At 58.3% G+C, this 21,927-nt stretch carries 20 protein-coding genes and 1 tRNA gene; 9 read left to right on the plus strand and 12 right to left on the minus strand.

Annotated features, from left to right (window positions below; translation table 11 throughout):
- Positions 1 to 4 precede the first annotated feature (4 nt).
- A complete protein-coding gene (locus tag LF63_RS13255; RefSeq protein WP_043102550.1) occupies positions 5 to 484 on the minus strand; it encodes a hypothetical protein in 480 nt (159 codons plus the stop codon).
- A gap of 27 nt (positions 485 to 511) precedes the next feature.
- Between LF63_RS13255 and LF63_RS13260 the strand changes: the two genes are divergently transcribed.
- Complete coding sequence (locus LF63_RS13260) at positions 512 to 754, plus strand: hypothetical protein (RefSeq protein ID WP_043102553.1); 243 nt, start codon at positions 512 to 514, stop codon at positions 752 to 754.
- 7 nt (positions 755 to 761) lie between these two features.
- On the opposite strand, the gene LF63_RS13265 is transcribed toward LF63_RS13260, so the two are convergent.
- Entirely contained in the window at positions 762 to 1,799 is a 1,038-nt protein-coding gene (locus tag LF63_RS13265) for a hypothetical protein (RefSeq protein ID WP_152569335.1), read from the minus strand.
- A gap of 155 nt (positions 1,800 to 1,954) precedes the next feature.
- On the opposite strand from LF63_RS13265, the gene LF63_RS13270 reads away from it, so the two are divergent.
- The 3 genes from LF63_RS13270 (at position 1,955) to LF63_RS13280 (ending at position 3,460) form a co-directional block, all read left to right on the plus strand.
- Positions 1,955 to 2,284 (plus strand): helix-turn-helix domain-containing protein, encoded by a 330-nt coding sequence (locus tag LF63_RS13270; protein WP_043102558.1) that lies wholly within the window; start codon positions 1,955 to 1,957, stop codon positions 2,282 to 2,284.
- Positions 2,285 to 2,404: 120 nt separating this feature from the next.
- Positions 2,405 to 3,232: a DUF4190 domain-containing protein gene (locus tag LF63_RS15335; RefSeq protein ID WP_052395096.1), complete on the plus strand. Its 828-nt coding sequence runs from the start codon at positions 2,405 to 2,407 to the stop codon at positions 3,230 to 3,232.
- A gap of 45 nt (positions 3,233 to 3,277) precedes the next feature.
- A complete protein-coding gene (locus LF63_RS13280) occupies positions 3,278 to 3,460 on the plus strand; it encodes a hypothetical protein (protein WP_043102561.1) in 183 nt (60 codons plus the stop codon).
- 79 nt (positions 3,461 to 3,539) lie between these two features.
- Here LF63_RS13280 and LF63_RS15925 read toward each other — a convergent pair whose 3' ends face one another.
- Together LF63_RS15925 and LF63_RS13295 are read right to left on the minus strand one after the other, a co-directional pair.
- On the minus strand, positions 3,540 to 7,349 hold the full coding sequence (locus LF63_RS15925; protein ID WP_152569336.1) for a hypothetical protein: 3,810 nt from the start codon (positions 7,347 to 7,349) through the stop codon (positions 3,540 to 3,542).
- Positions 7,350 to 7,469: 120 nt separating this feature from the next.
- Positions 7,470 to 9,074, minus strand: a complete 1,605-nt coding sequence (locus tag LF63_RS13295; protein WP_081945223.1) for a MobA/MobL family protein — start codon at positions 9,072 to 9,074, stop codon at positions 7,470 to 7,472.
- An 873-nt stretch (positions 9,075 to 9,947) separates the two neighbouring features.
- Here LF63_RS13295 and LF63_RS13300 point away from each other — a divergent pair.
- Positions 9,948 to 11,558 (plus strand): hypothetical protein, encoded by a 1,611-nt coding sequence (locus LF63_RS13300; RefSeq protein WP_043102571.1) that lies wholly within the window; start codon positions 9,948 to 9,950, stop codon positions 11,556 to 11,558.
- A gap of 21 nt (positions 11,559 to 11,579) precedes the next feature.
- Here the strand turns inward: LF63_RS13300 and LF63_RS13305 are convergent, their stop codons facing one another.
- The gene (locus tag LF63_RS13305) at positions 11,580 to 12,065 is read right to left on the minus strand and encodes a JAB domain-containing protein (RefSeq protein ID WP_043102573.1); all 486 of its coding nucleotides are present in this window, start codon (positions 12,063 to 12,065) and stop codon (positions 11,580 to 11,582) included.
- A 259-nt stretch (positions 12,066 to 12,324) separates the two neighbouring features.
- Here LF63_RS13305 and LF63_RS13310 point away from each other — a divergent pair, with 259 nt between their 5' ends.
- Positions 12,325 to 13,629, plus strand: a complete 1,305-nt coding sequence (locus tag LF63_RS13310) for a hypothetical protein (protein WP_152569337.1) — start codon at positions 12,325 to 12,327, stop codon at positions 13,627 to 13,629.
- A gap of 33 nt (positions 13,630 to 13,662) precedes the next feature.
- On the opposite strand, the gene LF63_RS13315 is transcribed toward LF63_RS13310, so the two are convergent.
- The 4 genes from LF63_RS13315 to rplM all read right to left on the minus strand — a co-directional run bounded on the left by LF63_RS13315 (position 13,663) and on the right by rplM (position 16,118).
- Positions 13,663 to 15,099, minus strand: a complete 1,437-nt coding sequence (locus LF63_RS13315; RefSeq protein WP_043102576.1) for a DUF6538 domain-containing protein — start codon at positions 15,097 to 15,099, stop codon at positions 13,663 to 13,665.
- An 87-nt stretch (positions 15,100 to 15,186) separates the two neighbouring features.
- Positions 15,187 to 15,260 (minus strand) — tRNA-Gln (locus LF63_RS13320).
- A gap of 27 nt (positions 15,261 to 15,287) precedes the next feature.
- Positions 15,288 to 15,680, minus strand: coding sequence for a 30S ribosomal protein S9 (rpsI, locus tag LF63_RS13325; RefSeq protein WP_043102577.1), 393 nt, complete (start codon positions 15,678 to 15,680; stop codon positions 15,288 to 15,290).
- Between the two features lie 9 nt (positions 15,681 to 15,689).
- Positions 15,690 to 16,118, minus strand: a complete 429-nt coding sequence (rplM, locus tag LF63_RS13330; RefSeq protein ID WP_043102581.1) for a 50S ribosomal protein L13 — start codon at positions 16,116 to 16,118, stop codon at positions 15,690 to 15,692.
- 129 nt (positions 16,119 to 16,247) lie between these two features.
- Here rplM and LF63_RS13335 point away from each other — a divergent pair, with 129 nt between their 5' ends.
- Together LF63_RS13335 and coq7 are read left to right on the plus strand one after the other, a co-directional pair.
- Entirely contained in the window at positions 16,248 to 17,462 is a 1,215-nt protein-coding gene (locus tag LF63_RS13335; protein ID WP_043102584.1) for a (Fe-S)-binding protein, read from the plus strand.
- Positions 17,459 to 18,100: a 2-polyprenyl-3-methyl-6-methoxy-1,4-benzoquinone monooxygenase gene (coq7, locus tag LF63_RS13340; RefSeq protein ID WP_043102585.1), complete on the plus strand. Its 642-nt coding sequence runs from the start codon at positions 17,459 to 17,461 to the stop codon at positions 18,098 to 18,100. The genes LF63_RS13335 and coq7 overlap by 4 nt, the downstream gene beginning before the upstream one ends.
- Before the next feature lie 360 nt (positions 18,101 to 18,460).
- On the opposite strand, the gene LF63_RS13345 is transcribed toward coq7, so the two are convergent.
- Complete coding sequence (locus LF63_RS13345; RefSeq protein ID WP_043102586.1) at positions 18,461 to 19,096, minus strand: HAD-IB family phosphatase; 636 nt, start codon at positions 19,094 to 19,096, stop codon at positions 18,461 to 18,463.
- Positions 19,097 to 19,153: 57 nt separating this feature from the next.
- Positions 19,154 to 19,936: an adenosylmethionine decarboxylase gene (gene speD, locus LF63_RS13350; protein WP_043102588.1), complete on the minus strand. Its 783-nt coding sequence runs from the start codon at positions 19,934 to 19,936 to the stop codon at positions 19,154 to 19,156.
- A 444-nt stretch (positions 19,937 to 20,380) separates the two neighbouring features.
- On the opposite strand from speD, the gene crp reads away from it, so the two are divergent.
- Positions 20,381 to 20,995, plus strand: coding sequence for a cAMP-activated global transcriptional regulator CRP (gene crp / locus LF63_RS13355; RefSeq protein ID WP_184655151.1), 615 nt, complete (start codon positions 20,381 to 20,383; stop codon positions 20,993 to 20,995).
- 231 nt (positions 20,996 to 21,226) lie between these two features.
- Here the strand turns inward: crp and LF63_RS13360 are convergent, their stop codons facing one another.
- Positions 21,227 to 21,922, minus strand: a complete 696-nt coding sequence (locus tag LF63_RS13360) for a haloacid dehalogenase-like hydrolase (protein ID WP_043102591.1) — start codon at positions 21,920 to 21,922, stop codon at positions 21,227 to 21,229.
- Positions 21,923 to 21,927 lie beyond the last annotated feature (5 nt).

Raw genomic sequence — 21,927 nt, forward strand, 5'->3', positions numbered from 1 at the left:
GCTCTCATACCTGCTCCTGGTCGGGACGAAGTTGCCCGACGTATTCATTCCACAACTTCATGCATTTTTCGGCCAGAGCCAAGGCGTCAATCGGTCCCGTGGCGGTCAAGATGGTATAGCGGCATTGGACGATGCAGATACCACCATCACCGGTAAGCCAGGTCGACTTCCTATAAGTTTCCCCTGCAATGTGCGGCTGACGCCCCGAACGGATGGTCCGATCAAGCTTGCAGTGTTTGGACCCATTGCACAGGTCCGCGCACACCTGAAGTTCTGGATGGGCATCGATGAAGGCATCGACCTGACGACTGGTGACGCCGACCTTGTTCAGATGGACAATCCAGTCGCGGATGTGGTGGCAATGCATGAAAAACGAGATCACGTCGTCTAGAAGTTGCTGTTTGCTTCCCCTAGCGCTGTCTACACCTTCGTACTGGGCACGCATCCGCTCAAGGTAGCGATGCGCCCTGTTCATCTGCTCCATAGCCCCTCCTTGCTCTAAAATTGCAGCATGACCGCCTACGACTTCCGCCAGTTCCAGAAAGACCTTGCCGCCATCGACGAGCAGGCACCAACCAGCACCGCCCCCATGGCTCAGGCCAAGGCCGAGTTCCTGGAGCTTTGCAAGCGCCACAACTTGACCGTGGCCGACGTTGTGGGCTTCTTCCCGGAAGAGGAAGGCATCGAATACATCATGGGCCTGCTGTCCGCACGGAAAGCGAAGAAAAAGCCCAACTCGAAGACAAAGGGTTAGTCCTGCGTTACATCCCGTCCTGATAGATTCGCTGCACCCTCGCACTCAAAACCTTGAGCTGCTTCTCTCCTTCCGCCTGCGTCTTGGCTTCAGCATCCAGCGTTGCTTGAACCTTGGGGACCATGGACCTGTATGCGCTCAAGGTGTCTGTGTCGACCAGGCTTCCCGGGGACTGACTGCTAATGGCTTGAAATCTCGATTCGCACGTCTCCGGATGTGCGCTTGTCGGGCACGCGGTCGAAAGTGTGTGCATGTCCGCTTCGAGCCTAGCCATCATTGCAGGTCCATTTTCGATACGAGCATTCAATCCGGCCACTTGGTCGCGGTTGGTCTTCTGAAGCGATGCCACGCTATCCAGTGACTGTTTGCGATCGTAATCATCATTTTGGATGGTCAAGACGCACTCTTGCCATTCGTATCTGGGCACGTGACGGCGTGCGAGAGAACCGATGGTGTTCAAGCACCGCTGGTAATAGTTCACATGGCCGGCATACCACTTCTTGACGTTCGGAGCCCTATCAATGCGCTGCTGCCCCCAGGCCACATAAGCCTTCAGGTCTTTGTTCAACTGCTCACGCTTGTTGAGGATGTTCTGGACGGACGCCTTGGCTTGGCCCCAGGCATACACCTGCCGCCCACGCTTGGCCAACTCCGCCAAATCTGCCTGGTATTGCGTCTCTGAGACGCGTTGCATCTGGCCGGTCTGGCTGCCCGCGCTGATGGTGAGGGTGTCACCGTCGATGTGACCAACAAGGTTTGTTGCGAGCAGCTTGATCTCGCCAACGTGAAGGTTCACATTGCCGTTGTTGATGGCCCCCGTGACATCGCGAGAGCTTTCAGAGGTGCCTGAATGGCTGCTGCCATCGAGCTTGGTCACTACGAAACTCCCGCCCAGATGACCAGGAGGCGCCTCAACCAGATGAAGCATGATCACTTCATTTTGGGTTTTGCCTTCGTATCGAGCATCCAGGCTGCCCGAGTGCGATGAACACCCTGCCAGAGCAGCCAGACCCAGCACCATTCCCCATGCACCCTTGAGCTTCATTGCCCAGCCCCCTTCTCCGTCACTGAGCCAGTATACGACTGTCTCAGGCGCACAGCGCTATATTTTCCGGTAGTGTTCGCCCGGGTGACGACAAGGTGTAATGCCATGCCTTACAGGGACTATCGCAGGCCACCTTCGTGCGTCGACGCGTCACCATGCTGGGCCAACGCATCCGAACAGCAAGACAGACGCTTTTGGGTGTCAGTCAGGCCCAGCTTGGCCTGGATGCCGGCATCACCAAGGACTACAAGTCGGCGTCGGTGCGCATGAACCGTTACGAGTCAGGCAAGGCCAACCCTGACCCGGAAACCTTGGAGAAGATCGCCAAGGCGTTGGGGGTTCCAACGGCTTACCTGCTCACCACCGACGATGAAATGGCCGCTTTGATTCTGGCATTTCATCGTATGCCGGCTGGCAAGCGCGAAGCACTGCTCAAGCAACTGCTGCCCTATTTGCCGGACGGCCTCTCTCCCCTGAAAGACTGACCCAAGGCTGTGCCCCGATCCTTCATCGGCATGCAGGTTCTTGACTTTGATGCTACCGAAAGAGTTAGGATCGGACTCGCTCCAGTCAAACCCGACTGACTTTCACAGGGGACAACACGCATGACCGCATCGACCGCACGGAAGCTCTATCTGGGCTTGTTCAGCCTTCTCATGTTTGGCGTCATCGTCTGCCTGGTTACCGACATCAACCTGCTGGCGATGAGCCTGCACCCAAGATCGAACGTCGCTACAGCCGGCCAGATTTGGAACATCGTTTTGCACTTGATCTATGGCGCCACCATTGTCGGCGCCATGTTTCTCGCCAGCAAATTGGCCAAATGGATTTTGCTGGCTCTTCTGGGCACGGTATCGATTGCCGGCCTGGCCTTGCAAATCCTGAACTTGCACGACCGCTACCTGGCCATATGCCGGGCCGCCTCTTGCTGGTTTGCTCCTTCCCCCGTCGACGCCATCCAAAGCTTCAATCTTCTCCATCACTTTTCGCTGTATTCGCCCTTTACTGCGAACGCGCTGTGGGTCATCGGTAGCATCACGAATCTGCTCATCATCGCTGCCTGCATGGTCATCTTGTTCAAGCAGATGCCAACAGGGCATCGGGGCGCAAGCACCGCAACGCCCTCCCCCACGAATGGCCCAACGCAAACTGCCCCCATTGACCGCCGCAACAGTGGCATGGCCATCGCGAGCTTGGTCTTTGGTTTGCTGAGCCTGCTGTCATCGTTCGCCGGCATCGGCCTACTGTTCGGCGTGTTGGCGTTGACCTTCGGCCTCACCGCCAAGAAACACATACGCACCACTCCCGGCCTCACCGGGAGTGGCATGGCGACTGCCGGCGTTGTGCTCGGCGCGATTGCATTGGCGGTTGGGATCGTGGCTTTGGTGATCTTTGGCGGCGCGGTCTTTTCGTTCCTTCACCTCATGCAGTGACATCGACGTCCGCGCTGCACCCATACTTAAGGAGGGAAACCAACCATGGGAGTCTTCATCTTCACCCTGCTGCTTTTGTTTCTCTGGGGCACCAACAAACTCGCTCATTCGACGGCCTCGGACGTGCTCGGTAACGCCATACTGGCAGTTCAAGCCGTCATCTCCGTCCCTTGGGCCTTGTGGGCTGTCTGGCTACTAGCTGTTCAATTTTTTGGCACACACCACTGAATCTTGCCCCGCCTTGAGCGGGATCATAAATAGAAAGTCCAAAAAAGGAACAGAGCTTCTATAGTGTTTAACTAGACAACTACCTATCTCGCAACCTGTTCTTCTCGGCATCTTCATCTTCACGCTTAGCATGATGCTCCCAAGAGTCGGCAACTCGTAGAAGCAATGCTTGTGTTCGGGGCCATCTGGCGCCAACGGTTTCCGCTCTCTGCCGCCATAAATTCGCAAGATCTCGCTCCTGCTCACCACCGTCATATGGCGATCTTGTCGTTACGCCTCTTGAGTTAAATTGTTCAGTATGAATGCCAGACTCGATTTGCTCACTGTGTAGCGTCTCTAATTGTCGCCGCACCGCCACATGAGGCCATACTCCGTCTTCTGGATCTTCCGGCGTGTGATACAGAATTTGACCAATTTGCTGATCGGCTACCTTGACCCGATCCGCTTCTTCGGCGCGCTGACGAACTTCAACAATCCAGCGGTTCAAAGCATCAGCATCAAGGGAACCATCCGGCAACATACCAGGAGCAAGGCGCCACGAATGCAACAGTTGCCATGCGTGACGAGCTCGGGTGCGGCGTTCCTCGATGGGTCGCGCATCATCGAGTTCACCGCTCGCCGGGGTATACAGATCACACAAGACATCCACGAAGAAACTCGGTTCAGTAGCCAGCATTTCATGCAAAAAAAGATCTTTCTTCTCTAGCCCCCGCACAAGGAGCGGAAGATAGCGATACTCCATCTTCGCAACCCGCAGACGATCTGATTCGGGATTTTTGCGGAGTTTTTCAAAAACTTGTGCTATCCAGAAACCTATGGAGCTTGTACCAGACGGCTGCAATCCTTCATTAAGTTCGTTCAATGTTGCATCGAGGATATCTAGAGCCTCTTCTGATCCAAATGCCTTCAATTCGTGCGCAACAATAGCTACTGCATCCCTCGCTCGATGATATTTAGTCAGAGAACGAACAACACGCCGAACAACCTCTTGGCTATCAATCGAAGTAAAACCACGATGACGCCTCCAGAAATCACTTTCAACTTCTGGCCCCAATGCTTGTAAAGTATCGAATAAAGCTAAAGAATCAGGATACGCACGTAACGCTGTTACCTTGGAAGCGATTGGATTTGAACAACTATCAGAAACTTTGAGAACATTTGTTGTCCACTGGTCTTTAAACATCTCATAGCCTTCAGCGGACAACACCGCTGAAAATATCTCTTCATTTTCTGAACCGACGCATGCGCCCGCATAAACATTGATAAGAATTTCGAAACTATTTTCTACGGCTGCGAATGTCATCGCAACGATGCCTGGGAATTTGCATCGATTTATTAACTCATGAAGTGCTTCGAGACCTTTTCCGCCGGACCACAATTCGTTAATTGCATTCTTGCGAAGAATAGCCACTTCATTGTAATACGCATCTGAATCCGAACGCGAAAAAGGTATGTCAGGCATGGAATCGCTGAAAAGCCACAGATGACGCGCTATAGAACCGGAAGGTTCACATTCATTTGAAAGCTCTTCGAGCCTTTTGAGGGAATCATTATCAAGAACCCATGCCGCATCAGGAAACTGGCGGTGATGCCCGATAAGCTTCCGTAAGGCCTCCCAGAGCGGGCTCAAAGGATCTCTGTCCTTCATAGATGTAATGCATTCTTGGATTGCGCCTTCTAGCTTCCTCCGATGCGTCGCAGTGAAATTGGGGTATGAATCAACAAGACTGGCAAGCCGATCCACGTCGCTCGCGGCCCTCACAATCGCGCATTCAACATATGAACTGTAGAGTTGCGCAACTTCCTTGCGCGGTATACGCGCACCATCTCCATATCTAGTTTCCCGCCACTCAGGCCGCCTCGTACCACTTGTGAAGGACTGCTTGCCAGGCAACAGATTTAAGAGTACGCCCCAACCACCCACTGGATAGCTGTCAATCAAAGCATTCAAACTATCTACCTTTTGTTTAGAAGTAGCGGATGTCCCTGCATACCAAGGAAGGAGAATGCTTACGATAGATGCGGCCGGTCGATTACTAAGCCTGCCGCCTGGATCTAGATCATCAAGCGCACCGAGAATCAGCACTGCTCGTGCCAACCAACTAGGCTCCCATGCAATGGTCTCTAATGCCCACAAGATCGAGGGGTGTAACGCACCGCCGTATTCGCTGGTATCGGCAAACAAAGACGCCAATTCATTACGATGGCCCTGGAGCAACGCCTCCAGGGCTTCCATGAAAGGGACCGGTGCGGCCTCCGCAAGAACCGGTAGCTGATCTCGGAGGCTCGCCAGAAGCCGCGTATCCTCTTTGAGTCCCGGCACTCCCCGGACGAAATCGTTGACGAACTGTTGGCAAGATCTTCCATTAAGCCTCCCTGATTCTTCTAACTTGCGCCCGAGCACTGAAATCCTAAGCAATGTTCCCGCCATCCCGTCACGCAGCCATTCCGAATGCATCTGATCGCCCGGGAACGGGGCATACATTTGCTCTTCTGAACCCTCTTCGACGTTAGGGTCTAGCGTCTGAAATACTGTCCGCGCTTGCTCGGTAAACCGGTCAAGAATGCCCGACCCAATGGATCGAACAATTAAAGCAAATGCTGTGGCCGGCGCAGACACAACAATTGTGTCGGCTATAATTTCTATAAACGGGTCAGCGAGGTTGTGAATCTCGTCTAATTTATCGCGCAAATCAGCGTGAGAAATACCTGATACAGCCTCCACAACTTGCACATCAAGGTCTTTCTTTGTATCCCACCCACCAAGCAAAACGACTGGAACTACAACGGGCAGATACTTTTCATTAATCCATGCCGGAAGAAATGCATCGGCATTTGCGTGATTGTAAAGGTTCCATACCCGCCACACTGAAGCACTCGACCCACACGCCCTAGCGTCAATATCTGCCGTTTCTTCCGGAACACCCATCTCGACCAAAGCTTTGGCAAACTCCTGTCTTGGCTGGCGCTCCAGCTTAAGTCCTTGTTTAACAGAATGCGCGTTTCGCCCATGCACGCTTACAACTTGATGCCCCTCTCTAAGCAGTTGCATTGCATGTGAGCTTGCATCACCCTTCAGCACAAAAAGCAGCGGTGATTGCCTAGATATGCACTTAACCGCCTCGGTACTTGAAATAACAAGGGCCCTTGAACCAAGCTCTTCTTTTTTCAGTTCATCTAGACCTTGAATTGCAGCATATATGAAAGCCACTGCTTCGTCGGGCGAATCGGCATTGATGGGAGAAATATCTGAATTTCTTGATAGAGATTCTTGCAGACTCTGAAATCCCGCTTCGCGCGCAGTCGTTACTAGCAGGGCTTGAATTGCGGGTTCTGTGACCGAAGACCACATGCCCCACGCCCCTGATAGGGATTGCATGCCTTCCATGCTTGTTGTTGTAATTACCTCGTAGGCCCAAACATCAACTGCATCACTAAGGCCTAACCAGTGGTAGAGCTCAACAACATCTAGTATCCGAACACTCTTCCAAGGTGACTCATCTTCTGCGAGATCAGTGGCCTGCTTAGCCGCATCCTGAAGTTTTGCCAGCGTGACTGCCACATACGTAGTTTCAGCAGCATCCCAACCATCAGGAAGCTCGGGATCCTTGGACCGCTTGGTGAAATCTGAACGAATTTTCGCGAGATCATTAGCTCCAACCCCAAGCTCCCATACTGACTTTCCCTCAGGGAGGTATGCATTGCCATTGCCACTATCTACCAATCCATCCCATCCACTGAGCTGGGTTGCCGTTCCGCTCAAGAATCGCAGTCTCTTTATCGCGCCGATCGGAAGGGTGGCTGTAGTCAGTCTTATCAGAATGTCGGCAAGTCGATACCGGGCATCAACTGTGCCTTTCCATTGCTCTAAGTGATGAATTTGAGTCAAGCTCACTTCCTTCCCCTCCCTGATCTCACCAAGACAAAGTCTATCGCTAAATCTAAGAATCGCCACGGGGAACGAATCAAACTCTTGAGTCAATGCGCCATCGCCACATCATGTATCTAGTCACCGCACCGCCAGACCACTCTTGAGTGATTCCTTCAGCCGCCCCACCTGCTCCGGCTCAGCAACAGGCACACCACCCTCATCACGCTGACCTCTCTCCACCGCCCCCTCCAGCACGCCCCGCAGCTCCTCCGGCGCCACGGTCATCAAACCGTTCGCCGACAGGTCCAACGCCTCCAATTCCGCCAGCGCTTGCTGTAGATCGGTCTGATTTGCACGCAAGACCTTCTCCAACTCAGCCTGCCCGCCTTTTGCCTTCTCGGCTGCCGCAGCTTCACGAGCCACAACCGTCTTCATCACCTGCACCCACTGGTTCTGACTGTCTATATCAGAACGCAACGTCGCTCTCTCTTGGGCAGCCTTTGAGCCAACGAGCTTGGCCGCCCTGCGTCGCCAGGGGTGTTCCTGCTCCCACACCCTCAAGCGTTTCACAGCCCGACTCCGAGCGCGCCGCCCTTCGTCCCGCTCGAACTCTGCATCCAGCCGGCGTGTCGTCGCCTCGCTGATGGTGGTCTGTAGAGTTCTGACCTGACTTTGTGCGTCCCGCATCGACCGAAGGATCTGCTCGATGAGATCGGTGAGGATGAGTGAACGTGCCAATGCCTCCTGGTCGGCCTTAGATTTTGGCGGGGGCAAAGTGGACCTGAGCCTGGAGGCCATCGGTCCAAGCCGCAAATAGCCCTTGCCCACTCGCCTCGCTTTCAGCCTGCCAGCAATACCGACACCCGACAGTGCCGGCAGCTTGGCTTTCGTCTCACGCACCACATCGGCCTTGGCCTGGACGTGCTGATGCTTGAGGGCTTCGGCATGCACATGCTCGAAGACGCGAGCCAGCTTGCGGGCTTGTTGGAGCTGAGCACCCTTCCGGGTGTCCATGCCCTTTCGCTGCATGGCAGTTGCGGCCTGACCTACCGTAGGCTCGGCTTCCTTGAACACACCCATCCGTTTGTAGCTGCGGTGATCGTAATCTGTGGACAGGCCCTGACCAGCTCGATACTTGTTGGCCAACTCAGCCCACTTCTGGTTCAAGGTATCGACGAACGCGGCTGATGTGCGCTTGTTGGACAGCAGCGTCAGTTTGGCCCCGAACCCTTTGCCACTCTCTCCCTCGCTGCCGTCTTCCTTGGCCAGGCGTCGGGTGGGGAAATACAAGTGCGCGTGGAAACCCTGCTTATCGTTGGGCTTGACCACCCCGAGCACATCCGTGTCGGCATCCCGGTGCAGACCCATGCTGACGGGCACGTTGAGATTAGCTGCGATGTATCGCGCCATCTCTTCGGCCAAGTCGCCGGCCTGTTGGTCGCTGAGGCCGAAAGGGATCGGAATGCGGTAGTCGCGGGCAACCTGCGCGTCCTTCCTGTTCTCCATCGCCTCGACCCGGTTCCACAGCTGACCGGGGTCGGTCGCCCAGGCTGGCGCATCCTTGGGTGCCACGGTCAGGGCACGCACGATTTCTTCGCCGAGCTTGCGGCGGCGGAAGTCGTGCCATTTTCCGGTCCGTTCATCGAAGAGCTTGAGACCGAGACGATACGCCGCGCCGGCCACTGAAGAGTGGCCTTTTGCGCGGTTGTGGGTTTCCAGGTGAGGTCTGGCGTGTGCGTGCATGAATAGGGTCCTCCGTGACCGTATTGCGGCTGTCCTTAGCCGCTGGATGAACGCTTAGCGTTCTCCAGTCATCCAAGCAGATTTCTCAGAAATGTCAAGGATACTTGACATAAAAGAAGCGCCGCCGAATTGGCGACGCTTTAGCGTTTGGTGAACTGGAGCGGCGCTCCAGACGCGTTGTGTTGGGACAACACTAAGACGCGCTCTCGGTATTGACAAGTATTCGCAATATGCTACTGGTGATATTCATTAAGCCAATAGGTGATTTATGCATAAAATAAAATCAGAAACATCCAAAGAAAGCCGCTTTTTCCGCAGATGGCGCGACCTTGGCAAATATGACAAAGCATTTGTCATATCCCTAGTAAGTATCCTGGCATTAACCCAGATTGCAACGATAATATATGACTTAATTCATTAACTACGAGGGAGAAACCAACAAAGAACACCGGAAGCCCCGAACCAACCAATGGAACACAGCAGCTTGGTTATAAATAGAGATCCATTTTCTGCGACATCCCCGAAGTTGTTCGCTGTCTTGCTAGAGGCAAAAATAACAACCCAGATCAGGATCCCACCGATAATAATTGATGTAATCCCAGACAGCGCCGCCCCCCCCACCACTTGCCAACTCTGCCAATAAAATAAATCAGCAACGTGACAACCAAGCCCGCAACAATTGAACTAAAGAAAAAGTTTGCCACACCCATCGGTCTTCTCCCTTTGCTGCCAATCGATCCTTGAACCGAATGCTTAGACAATCATCAAGCGACTTACAGACCTTCTGGAATTGAGGTTAGCAGGCTATGATGATTTTTTCATCAGGTAGACGCTTCAGGACCAATTTTGGATCAACAAGGATAGGGGATCATCATGGAAAAGCTGTCCGAAATCGTCACGGCCATCGATGCGCAGTTGACCGAAACACTGCTGGAAAACTTCTATGCAGAACGCAAGAAGTTGAACGGTGGCAACAAGTGGAACGGGCCACTTTTACAAATTCAAGGAGGGGGAAAGCGCTCCCGGCAAGGTTACGCCTTCCATAAGGGTGGACGAGAAGAGCTTCAGTTCAATGTGGGCTTCGAGGACGACGGGAAATACTTCCGGTACGGCGTTGCTTTCAGCCTAGAACCAAGCCAAGACCTACCCGACCCAGCCGTGCAACTTGTACCCAAGATGATGCTGTTCAACCGCCTCATCGAGCACTTCCCGAAATTGCTCAATCTTCAGATGTGGGTCAACGAAGGCGACCGGAGTCACCACCTCCCCACCGGACCAATTGACAGCCACTGGATGCGCAACGGAGTGTTCATCTTCCTGGGACGACGTGTCCGGGTTCCAGCCAGCGGTGTTCCGCGACGCGCGATTGCGGATGCGGCCCACGTCCTCAACATGCTGTGGCCTCTATACGAAGCCATCGAAAGCGAGCATTCCCGTGCAACTGGCAACACCGAGTACAAAGCAGCCCGGCTGTGTTGGAACACGAATTATTGGCACAGCCCCAGTGGCCGCGAAGGCAAGTTGACCGATGTCGACACCTTTGAAGGTGAGCACGGTTTCGGGCACGAAGAATGGCTGTTCAACCACAGCACCCTAATCGATGGCTGGAAGTACGGTTTTATTCAAGCGCTCAATCGCTCACAGGAGAAGTATCAAGGCCAGCATCTCAGCTTGCTTCTGTACGCCATCGATCACAATTCCAAGCAGCGTTACTGGATCGGAACCATTGATGATGCTGAGGTTCTGACCAAGCGCGATGCACGACGCATCAGCCATCAATTCCGAAAGGAAGGCTGGTTGCGAGCGATGCGAGAAGAGGTCAGAAGTCTGGAACTGAATCCCGCCACGCTCAATGACGCGGAAACCTTGGTCAACGTGCGCTACCGACCTGAAAGCCTGCACATGTTCGACGACCTGAAACCGTTCCCTTACAGGCTTCTTAAGTCGGCTCGGTATGGTCAGTTGCAGCGCCTAGTCACCCCCATATCAAGCATTCTTGAAGAGAGCGAGAACGAAGAAGAATCTTCTGGGCGCAACTTGAGCAAGACCAAGGCCACACGTCATGTTTCCGGTGGTTCATATGAAGTCGACCTGATTCAGACGCAGTGGCAGCAATCACTGGAGAACACACTGTCGGAAGACGTCAAAGGCGCGAAGGTGGATATCGAGCGGACAGTTGGCGGGCACCGTGTCGATGTTGTCCTTGCCCTCGGAAAGCGCGAGATCTTCATCGAACTGAAGACCTTCGGTCCCGCTCGAAAAATCATCCGCGACGCCCTTTCCCAGCTCATGGAATACGCCTACTGGCCGGATAAGCACCGATGCCAAACACTGCTCATCGTCGGACCGTCTGAAGCTGGCGTTGAAGCGAACACATACTTGGCGATGCTCCGCAAACGCTTCGGATTGCCTGTTCACTACCTGCCTTACCGAAACGGTCGCATCGCAGGCATCGCGGACTGGCTCAAAACTTTACCCGAGTAATGAACCGACAAGTTAAAGGGCTCAAATGAGCCCCCTCCCCGCCATGCTCGTGCAGCCTTCGCCACCAACCACGATGTGGTCGAGAATCCGAACCCCCACGAGCTTCAGCGCTGCGCGAAGCTCCACAGTGATATTTCGGTCCGCCTGACTGGGTTCGGCTACCCCTGAGGGATGGTTGTGCGCCAGGATGGCGGCGGCTGCATTGCATTCCAGCGCTGCCCGGACCACTTCCCGGGGATGAACTGACGCGCCGTCCACTGTCCCAGCGAATAGCTTCTGGCAGTCGAGGATGCGGTGGCGGTTGTCGAGCCAAAGAACATGAAACTCTTCATGTAAGAGTCCAGCCAGGCGCATGCGGAGGAAGTCGCCGGCATCGGTAGGGTCGGAGATGTTGCCGAGCCGTTCGAGTTTGCTGCGGAGAAACTGTTCGGCAGCTTCAAGGATGTCAGATTCTGTGGTCTTACCTGTGAGGCGGTAGTTGCCAGCTTTGTCTTTCGCGATGCCCATGTCTTATCTCCCCGACGCTGAATTGCGCCGTGGCCTTCCAGAAACGAAGCGGAAAAGGCAGGCAGCACCTGGAGGCGGCCACCGTGTGGACGTTGGAAGGCGGGAACAACGTGGACGAGACCCTGCGTCTTGCGCCGAACGACGCGAAGTGACGATGGCCCACGAGGTGCAAGGCTGTGTTGGGGAGGTGTGCTGGGGGGAGAGACCTGCTGGCACTACGATACGCTTCATGAAAGGTCGCGCATGCATGGAGCCCCACATGATCTTCGCTCGACGCGCAATTCAAAACCGCTTGGACCAACTCCGAACAACCCTCGGAGATGAGAGTATCCAAAAGCTTGCCGACCGACTAAACACACCGGGCAAAGACCGTCTGGCGGCCATGTGGGAAGTCGTCACATTCCACGGCCTGTCTAAGCTAGGCGTTCTTCGACATGAGCTGCCGCTCGAAACTGGCCGCAAACCGGACATCCAGTTCAAATCGAGCGACCTCGAAATCACGGCTGACGTCACAACAGTTTCGGATGACGGCTTGCACGAAATCAATCCTGCACAAAAGTTGCATGACCTCATATACGAGCAGCAACTCAAACTTGGCCTTTCCCAGGCCGGCATGAATCTGGACATTGACTATCGAGAAGAAGAAACGTCTCGGGGAGTGAGAACGAGACTTTGTCTGCCCTCGTCGACCCGTCTGCCTGAGCTCGTTCGCGACGAAATTGTTCCGAAATTGAAGGAACAGATTGATGCAGGGGGCCGCGTGCTCCACGTTTCCATCAAGAATGAGACGGCTTCTCTACGCATCACCATCGACCCGAGTAAACCCACATTCAGCACGATGTCACACGCCTCGTATACATCGCCAACGATTCGTGACAAGAACCCTCTCTACGAAGCACTCAAGGCTAAGGCCAAGCAGCTTCGAAAGGCACCTGGCATTGTCGGGGTGATCGTTGGGGACAGCTCCACCGGCACGCTCGCCAAACCCCTGACAGGGTCAACCGCCCTAACTGGCCGAGCAATTGCTGAAGAGTTCCTCAGGCAATACAGTTCGATCAATTTCGTCCTTCTTATCACTGTTCGCGAAGAGCCGCACACCTGGTATCAGGTTCACGAACGCAAGATGTGGCTAGAGGTGGATTTGGTGTCCACTTTGCCCGACGACATCTCAGCCAAGCTTGAAGCATTGTTCAGAGGCATGCTCGACGCCTTTCCGAAACCGGTGAATATGCCAATCAACGCATCACACCGAGCGAAGGACAGTGGCTTCGGGTGGGGCTACCACGGAGGATTCACGATGAGCGGAAAGCGTGCAAGATTTAGTGCCAGAGAGATCCTTGAAGTTCTCGCGGGTCAACGCACCGCAGAAGAAATCAACGAACAACACAAGGCGCTTCACGGGAGCGGGCACTCCATCTCGATGCCGCAGTGGATCGACGCACAACTCCGAGCAAGTCGATTACCAACACAGATGAGCATCATCAAGACCGATGAGAACGAAAGCGATGACTGGATCGAGTTCGAGTTCGGCCCACCAGATGCGGCAATCACACCATTTCGCTGACCTTCGCTTTGATTAGAAGGCCTCGTCATCCGCCTAAATCAGCAACGCCCGCAACTCATCCATCCGCAGCCACTCGCCCCACTTGAGGCCCGCCCACAAACTGGACAGCTCCTCTGCCGTCCATGCACGCATGTAGACGGTGGCATGCACATCGTCCGACTGCTCATGCCCCACAAAAGCACGTCGCCGCTCGTCCGATACACCCGTCCCTTGCAGGCTCTGAACGACCGTCTTTCTTAATGAGTGGAACCCCACCCGGCCATGCTCGCGCCGAGGCCTGACGCCGACTTCTTTGCGCTGCAACAGATACCCAAAATTCTTGGATATGGCCGAACCCTTACCAGCCTTTCCATCCAGATTCACTTGGGGGAACAGGCGCTCTTCGCCCATCTTGCGCAGCCGGTCCACGTAATCAGCAAATCCCATGGTGATGAGATCCGGGTGCAGGGGCACCAAGCGCCGGGAATGTTCGTTCTTGAGGGCCTGACCGTCACTTTCCACGGTCAGGCGCACGCACCAGATGTCACCCTCTTTGACGATGTCGCGCAGGAAGATTTGGGCGACTTCACCCACCCTTGCCCCGGTATACAGCCCCAGCACTGCCGCCCAGCGGTTGTGCAGTTGGCTCATCTTGCCGATGTTCTCGGGCGCATAGATGCGCCTCAGCTGGTCGACCGTGAAGGCCTCCCACTCATGGCCTTCGGCCCGACGTTTGGCCTTCTCGCGCTTGGTCATCACCATCACGCCTTTGACCGGGTTGTCGGTGAGGTGTCCTTGGCGAATCAAGTAGGCAAAGATTTGCGCCACGTTGGACACGTAATTGACCGCCGTGCGCTTGCTCATGCCGCTGCGCACCAGGTCGTTCGCCCAATTGGCGGCCATCGGACGGGTAATGGTGGCAACGGGCCTTTGCCGGCCCACGGCCTCTTCGAATGAGCGCAAAGCCCTCTGCCGCCCAGACCAGGTGTTTGAGTGCAGGTTCGGGCCCTCCACTTCCGAGTAATCCCGGATCGCCTGATAGAGCGGCATGCTGGATTTGACGGGGGACGCTACAGGCTGAGCAATCGCAGCAGAGGGCACGGCCTGAACTGGCATCTGTGCCCGGACCTTGGCGGCCTTGTCCAAGGCGGCCATGGCTCGTTCGTGTTCTTCGGCGGAGCCGTCGGTGCGTATCGTGCCGTTGACCAGGTCGATCTCATAAGGGCGCACCTTCCCCTGCCCGAATGCACCCACGATGTCTTCAATGGATGGCGCTCCCTTCTTGGCCACACCCTGCCCCCGAAGCTCCCTAAAGACTTGAGCATACTGCGCTGCGAGGGCCAACGCGAAAACCTGAGCCTGGGCCCGGTCATGAGTGCGCAAAGACCGGCTGATGACGACCCGGCCAAGTTTGGCGCGAAGGTCAGTCGGGACGATGAGCCGAAAGGTGAAGCCCGAAGGGCGATAGATGAGGTGGTGAGGCAAGCGCATGGATCATCCTGGTTTGATCCAAGATTTGATCCATCGGCGGTCTTCCGAAAAGCAAAAAGCCCTTGGTTTTCCAAGGGCTTTTTGAACTGGCTGGGGGACTAGGATTCGAACCTAGATAGGCAGAGTCAGAGTCTGCAGTCCTACCATTAGACGATCCCCCAAAAACGGATCGCAATTGTACCGAAGCGTTAGCGCTTCGAGAACTGCGTGGCGCGACGGGCCTTGTGCAGACCGACCTTCTTGCGCTCGACTTCGCGGGCGTCACGGGTCATGAAGCCGGCCTTGCGCAGCGGCGACTTCAGGTTTTCGTCGTACTCGACCAACGCGCGGGCGATGCCCAGGCGGATCGCACCGGCCTGACCGGTGATGCCGCCGCCACTGACGGTGACCTTGATGTCGAACTTGTCGCTCATCTCGGTCAGCTCGAGCGGCTGACGCACGATCATGCTGGACGTCTGACGGCCGAAGAACTCGTCCAGCGGCTTGCCGTTGACGGTGATCGTGCCGGTGCCCTTGCGCAGGAAGACGCGGGCGGCGGAGGACTTGCGACGGCCGGTGCCGTAATTCTGCTGAGTCGCCATGATGTTTCCTTAGATTTCCAGCGCCTGGGGCTGCTGCGCGGCATGCGGGTGCTCGGCGCCGCCGTACACCTTGAGCTTGCGGTACATCGCGCGGCCCAGCGGATTCTTGGGCAGCATGCCCTTGACGCCGATCTCGATCACGCGCTCGGGATGCTTGGCCAGCATGTCCTGCAGGGACATGTGCTTCATGTTGCCGATGTAGCCGGTGAAGCGGTGATAGGTCTTGTCACCCATCTTTTTGCCGGTCACGGCCACTTTCTCCGCGTTGATCACGACGATGTAATCGCCGGTATCGACGTGCGGAGTGAACTCCGGCTTGTGCTTGCCGCGCAGGCGGCGAGCGACCTCGGAGCAGAGCCGACCAAGCGTCTTGCCCGTGGCGTCGACCACAAACCAGTCGCGTTTGACGCTCTCGGACTTGGCGCTGAACGTATTCATCTCGAAATACCCGTCTAGCCGCCCGATGGGGCGGACCGCAATGGTGAAACGAAAGGCGCGAAAGAATAGCCGAATCCGGCGATCCGCGCAAGCCGGTCAACCGACCGACCGTAAGAGAGCGATGATAGCATGAATCGCATGTTTGACGACCCCCACGCATCCATCGCCGAACTTGCCGACCAGTGCGTGATGTGCGGGCTGTGCCTGCCGCATTGCCCGACCTACGCGCTGGACGGCACCGAGGCCGAGTCCCCGCGCGGTCGCATCCAACTGGCTCGCGCGCTGGCGGACGGCACCTTGACCGGGGAACTGGACGCGGCGCGCCTGCATCTGGACCACTGCCTGAGCTGTCGCCAGTGCGAGCGGGTGTGCCCGTCGCAGGTACGCTTCGGCGAGCTGATGGTCCGCACGCGGGCCCTGATCGGCCCGGCGCCACAGCGGCCGTCGCGTCTACTGAGGTTGCTGAGTCGCCCTCGCCTGACACAGATGATAGCGGTTGCCACGCGTCTTGCGCGCGCCCCCCGCTGGATGCCCGCGCTGTTGCGGCGATTCGGGATGGCGCGCGACAGCGCGATGCTCGCCGCCTTGCGCATGCTCGATACTTCCCGTCCGCCGCGCCCGACGCCGCGGACGGTCGCCCCGAGTTCCACGCAACACGCATCGGCGCGCACCCGCGTCGCGCTGTATCCGGGCTGCGTCGCCTCCGTCAAGGATCGCGCCGCGCTGGAAGCCGCCGCCTCCTTGCTCGAGGCGGCCGGTTTCGACGTGCACCGCCTGCCCGCCCGCTGCTGCGGCGCGATGGACCGCCACGACGGCCTGTCCGCGCGCGCCGCGAACGCCGCTTCGGCCACCGAGCGCGCATGGCGCGAGGCCGGTGCCATCGACACCGTGCTGACCGTCACGCCGGGCTGTCTGGACACGCTCGGGCACGATCTGCCGCAAGCTCGTGTCGAGGACGTGCTCGGCTTTCTGGCGCGTCATGCCGACCGCCTGCGCTTTGCGCCCCTGCGGCTTCGCGTCGCACTGCACGTGCCCTGCTCACGCCGCAACGGGCCGCGCGACGAGGCTGACGTGCAGACCCTGCTCAAGCGCATTCCGGGGCTGGAACTGCGTGTCCTGCCCGTTTCCGCGGGTTGCTGCGGCGCCGCGGGCAGCCATGCGCTGACTTTTCCGACGCGCGCCGAACGCCTGCGCGCGCTGACGCTGGCGCCGCTTGCCGACTTGGCAGTGGACTGTCTGCTGTCGTCCAATATCGGGTGCCGACTGCATCTGGCCGCCGGCGACCGCGCGTTGCCGACCGAACACCCCTTGAGCCTGCTGGCCCGTCAACTGGAATCCGCATGACCGCTCGCACCCTGACCGCTTTGGACCGCTTCCTCATCGGCGTCGAGAACGCGCTCGAAGCCGTGGCCGGTCGCCCCGACGCTCACCGTCCCTCGCCGGCGCTGACCCAGCCCGAGGTCGAACTGGACGATGCCGACCGCCGCCACGCCGCCGGCCTGATGCGCATCAACCACACCGGCGAAGTGTGCGCACAGGCGCTGTACAAGGGCCAGGCCCTGTTGGCGCGCGACGAGGACACCCGCGAGCACCTGCTGCACGCCGCTGAGGAAGAGACCGACCACCTGGCCTGGTGCGCGGACCGGCTGCGCGAACTGGACAGCCGTCCGAGCCTGCTCAACCCGCTGTGGTACGTCGGCAGCATGGCCATCGGCGCGGCCGCCGCCGCGGTCAACGACCGCGTCAGCCTGGGCTTCGTGGTCGAAACCGAGCGCCAGGTCGAAGCGCACCTGGCCGAGCACATCGAACGCCTGCCCGCCGAGGACGAGCGCTCGCGCGTCGTACTCCGGCAGATGCAGGAAGACGAGATCCGCCACGCCGACAATGCGCTGGCGCGCGGCGGCATCGAGCTGCCCGCGCCGATCCCGACGCTGATGGCGCTGACCTCGAAGGTGATGAAGGCCGTCGCTTACCGGATTTGATCGGGGCGATCCTGCGGTGCCTGCCTTTTCTCGGGATGCATGCGGGGCTTGAGTCGCTGGGTCCCGGCGTTCGCCGGGATGACGACTGTGTGCGATCGCGGCTACTTGAGATTACGGCTATCTGAGGTCACGACTATCCGGGATCGGAACCCTCGGATCACGGCCATCCTGGATGGCGGCCATGCAGGACTTCAGCTTTCCAAAATGGCGACCGAGAGGCATGGCAGCCGCGCGTGATGAAGATCGCCTAGTCACCTGATCCGGCTATGGAGTCGCACAGGATGGCGTGCAACGGCATGATCGGCACTCGCTTGCATGGAAAACGTCGCGCGGAAACGGCCGCACGAGCGACCGGACCGTTCAACGGACCCGTGCTGAGCTGGCGTCCATGCGCCGGCCACGGAAGTAGGCGCGATGAGCAAGCGCGAGCATGGCGTGATCCTCGGCGGTATCGCCGTAGGCATGGATCTCGCCGAAGCTCGACAGATCCCAGGACATCCGCACGCGCCTGGCTTTTTCCTCGCCCACGCACTGCGCGCCCTCGTAGCGTCCGGTGACGACATGATCGACCACCTGCAGGCGTGAACAGATCACGGGCAGTCCGTGTTGCACGCACCAGGGCTGCAGGTACACATCCAGCGCGCCGGAGACCACGGCCACCACGTCGCCGCAGCGGCGATGATCGTCCAGGCGCTGCATCATGCGCGCATCCAGCAGCGTCGGCAGCACGTCCCGCGCGAAAGCTTCGCCCGCCGCGCGCAGCGCGGCCGCCGGCAGGCCGCGGAATCCGAAACGCACGACCTCGGCTCGGATGCGGTTACCGGACACCCAGCCGGCCTTGTAGCCGGCATACATCGGACCGAACCAGAGACCGCCCAGTCGGCGGCGCCACGGCGGAGCGGCCGCGCGCACGAAGTCGGCGAAGGTCTCGCGCGTAGTCAGGGTGCCGTCGAAATCGAACAGCGCCAGGTCCGGCGTCTGCGGGGATCGATGCATGGACGTGAAGAAACGGTCGTCGATACGAACACGGCCCGCATCGTGCGGGCCGTGTCGTCACATCAGGTTGCGACCGTGGAACAGCTCCTCGATCTCGCGCCGCACCAGCAGCTCGATGCGCTTGCGCTCCTTGAAGGAGAGCTCGTCCGCATGCGCCTCGAACAGATAGGTGTCGAGGTCGAAGTCCTTGATGTGCATCTTCGTGTGGAACATGTTTTCCTGATACACGTTGACGTCGAACATCTCGTACTTCTGGCGGATGTGGCGCGCCAGGTAGTCCTGGATCGAATTGATCTTGTGGTCGATGTAGTGCTTCTTGCCCTTCACGTCGCGGGTGAAGCCGCGCACGCGGTAGTCCATGATGACGATGTCGGACTCGAAGCTGTCGATCAGGTAGTTCAGCGCCTTCAGCGGCGAGATCACGCCGCAGGTGGCCACGTCGATGTCCGCGCGGAAGGTCGCGATGCCGTTGTGCGGATGCGTTTCCGGGTAGGTGTGGACGGTGATGTGACTCTTGTCCAGATGCGCGACCGCGCCGGCGATCGAATCGCGGCCCAGCTTCTCGACCACCGGCTCCTCGGAGATCAGAATCGTCACCGAAGCGCCCTGCGGATCGTAGTCCTGGCGCGCGATGTTCAGGATGTTGGCGCCGATGATGTCGGCCACGTCCGTGAGGATCTGCGTCAACCGATCAGCGTCGTAGGCTTCGTCGATGTATTCGATGTAGCGCTGCCGCTGCTCCTCGGAGACGGCATAGCAGACATCATAGATATTGAAGCTCAGGGCCTTGGTCAGGTTATTGAAGCCCTGGAGTCGAAGACGCGGAAGCGGTTTCACCACGGCTACCCTCCGAAAATGCTCGGGTCGGCTCTGGGCAGAGGTCACCGGCAGAATTGAGTCAGCGGTCAAGGCGGATCGTCGAAAAGTCCGAACCTGCCGCACGGCATGAGGCACGCGGCATGGACGCCGGCGCCGGAAAGCGCAATTATGCGTCATGGTCGCAGCGATTTGAAGGGATGCTGGCCCGACCTGCTGACAGCAGGTCGACCATGCGCAAGCCGCGTTTCGACGCATCGGAGGGGGTTCCGATATGGCTTAGGCGCACGCTGCACAAGTAGATATAGTATGAACAACACGCATCCCCGGCCTTGCACAGGGGGAGACTTTGCAAGGCCCGCCGACAGTCGCTGACGGAAGTACATCGTGGCTCAACTTAAATATTTGCTGCAGCAGCAGTTCGTCCGCCATCACGCCCCGAGTGGGCTGGGTCCCGACCCGCAATCGATGGAGCGCTTCCTGGCGCATTGCCATCGTCGCCGCTATCCGAAGAAGACCGCCATCGTCCGCCCCGGCGATCCGGCCAACACGCTCTACTACATCATCGACGGCTCGGTCACGGTCTGCAGCGAGGACGAGAACGGCCGCGAACTGATCCTTGCCTACATCAATCGAGGCCAGTTCATCGGCGAGATGGGCCTGTTCGTCGACCAGTCCGAACGCGAATCGCTGGTCCGCACGCGCACCACCTGCGAACTAGCCGAAATCAACTACGAGCGTCTGTTCCAGCTGTTCGAGACCACGCTGAAGGACGAGTGCCCGAAACTGCTGTTCGCGATCGGCTTCCAGCTGACCAACCGCCTGCTGCGCACCTCGCGCCAGGTCAGCCGCATGGCGTTCATGGACGTCACCGGCCGCGTCGCCCGCACCCTGCTGGACCTGTGCGAGGAGCCGGACGCGATGACCCATCCGGAAGGCACCCAGATCCGCATCTCGCGCCAGGAAGTGAGTCGCATCGTCGGCTGCTCGCGCGAAATGGTCGGCCGCGTGCTCAAGCAGCTCGAAGAGCAGGGCATGATCGACGTATCCGGCAAGACCATCGTGGTGCGCGGCACGCGCTAATCTCGTATGTACAGCTTGGGGTCAGCCTGCGAACCCAGCGGACCACTTCACCGGATGCGGTGATGTCGACACAGGATGTGTCGCCCCGCGCGGCCGCGCCTTGTGGCGCTCCTGCCAAGGCTGTGCACATCCGACGCGCAGGTCAGGATGAGATGCCAACAGCAACCGGCAAGTTCGCCGGATGCGATTTGATACAGGGTTCAAGCGGCACGCCAACCTATATCGGCGTGGCTAATGCCAGTGCACGCGGGTGACGCTGCGGCCCAGCACCCGCTCGACCCGCTTGCACCACTTCGGCGAGGCGTTGACCAGCACCGCCTCGTCGGCCGCGCGCAGCATCGGCAGATCGTAGGCCGAGTCGCCGTAGGCCACCGCCCACGGCGGCTGCACGCCCGCCGCCTGCAGCGACTCGATCTTGCGCACGCCGACGTTGTGCAGCTGCACGCGCATGCCCAGCGGACCGCTGCGCAGCCGCGAAGCCAGAATCGGAAGGTCGCGCAGCCCCAGCTCGTCGAAGATGCTGCGCACCAGGGTCTCTTCGCAGCCGGTCACCACCATGACGCGGTCACCCTCGGCCAGATGCTGCCGCAGGCGCGTCAGTGCCTCGCGGTGAAAGCGGCGCGGCTGGCGCACCAGCTCGACGCCGAATGCCTGCGCCAGACGGCGGTAGTCGTCTTCGCGCAAACCGCACAGCACCGCGAAGATGAGGGCCTTGACCGCCCAGCGCCGGGTGAACAACAAGGTCGGCAGCAGCGGCACGCACAGCGACAGCCCCAGCCACTTGCGCCAGCGCCGACGCTGCAGACGCGCACGCACGAAGGCGGCGAAGGCATCGCCGCGCAGCACCACGCCGTCGAAATCGAACAGGACGATGCGCTGGGCCGCAACCGCTTCGGTTCCGGCCTCCGTTCCCCTGTCTTCGTGCATCGTCG

Source organism: Oleiagrimonas soli, from assembly GCF_000761445.1.
Taxonomy (GTDB): Bacteria; Pseudomonadota; Gammaproteobacteria; order Xanthomonadales; family Rhodanobacteraceae; genus Oleiagrimonas; species Oleiagrimonas soli.

What these genes read in the sequence shown, in the direction of transcription:
- LF63_RS13345 (WP_043102586.1), bottom strand. Translation starts at nt 19,096, where the DNA reads ATGCATCGATCCCCGCAGACGCCGGACCTGGCGCTGTTCGATTTCGAC.
- LF63_RS15335 (WP_052395096.1), top strand. Translation starts at nt 2,405, where the DNA reads ATGACCGCATCGACCGCACGGAAGCTCTATCTGGGCTTGTTCAGCCTT.
- rpsI (WP_043102577.1), bottom strand. Translation starts at nt 15,680, where the DNA reads ATGGCGACTCAGCAGAATTACGGCACCGGCCGTCGCAAGTCCTCCGCC.
- LF63_RS13335 (WP_043102584.1), top strand. Translation starts at nt 16,248, where the DNA reads ATGAATCGCATGTTTGACGACCCCCACGCATCCATCGCCGAACTTGCC.
- LF63_RS13265 (WP_152569335.1), bottom strand. Translation starts at nt 1,799, where the DNA reads ATGAAGCTCAAGGGTGCATGGGGAATGGTGCTGGGTCTGGCTGCTCTG.
- LF63_RS13295 (WP_081945223.1), bottom strand. Translation starts at nt 9,074, where the DNA reads ATGCACGCACACGCCAGACCTCACCTGGAAACCCACAACCGCGCAAAA.
- LF63_RS13305 (WP_043102573.1), bottom strand. Translation starts at nt 12,065, where the DNA reads ATGGGCATCGCGAAAGACAAAGCTGGCAACTACCGCCTCACAGGTAAG.
- crp (WP_184655151.1), top strand. Translation starts at nt 20,381, where the DNA reads ATGGAGCGCTTCCTGGCGCATTGCCATCGTCGCCGCTATCCGAAGAAG.
- LF63_RS13270 (WP_043102558.1), top strand. Translation starts at nt 1,955, where the DNA reads ATGCTGGGCCAACGCATCCGAACAGCAAGACAGACGCTTTTGGGTGTC.
- coq7 (WP_043102585.1), top strand. Translation starts at nt 17,459, where the DNA reads ATGACCGCTCGCACCCTGACCGCTTTGGACCGCTTCCTCATCGGCGTC.
- LF63_RS13315 (WP_043102576.1), bottom strand. Translation starts at nt 15,099, where the DNA reads ATGCGCTTGCCTCACCACCTCATCTATCGCCCTTCGGGCTTCACCTTT.
- rplM (WP_043102581.1), bottom strand. Translation starts at nt 16,118, where the DNA reads ATGAATACGTTCAGCGCCAAGTCCGAGAGCGTCAAACGCGACTGGTTT.
- LF63_RS13255 (WP_043102550.1), bottom strand. Translation starts at nt 484, where the DNA reads ATGGAGCAGATGAACAGGGCGCATCGCTACCTTGAGCGGATGCGTGCC.
- LF63_RS13280 (WP_043102561.1), top strand. Translation starts at nt 3,278, where the DNA reads ATGGGAGTCTTCATCTTCACCCTGCTGCTTTTGTTTCTCTGGGGCACC.
- LF63_RS13360 (WP_043102591.1), bottom strand. Translation starts at nt 21,922, where the DNA reads ATGCACGAAGACAGGGGAACGGAGGCCGGAACCGAAGCGGTTGCGGCC.
- LF63_RS13260 (WP_043102553.1), top strand. Translation starts at nt 512, where the DNA reads ATGACCGCCTACGACTTCCGCCAGTTCCAGAAAGACCTTGCCGCCATC.
- LF63_RS13300 (WP_043102571.1), top strand. Translation starts at nt 9,948, where the DNA reads ATGGAAAAGCTGTCCGAAATCGTCACGGCCATCGATGCGCAGTTGACC.
- LF63_RS13310 (WP_152569337.1), top strand. Translation starts at nt 12,325, where the DNA reads ATGATCTTCGCTCGACGCGCAATTCAAAACCGCTTGGACCAACTCCGA.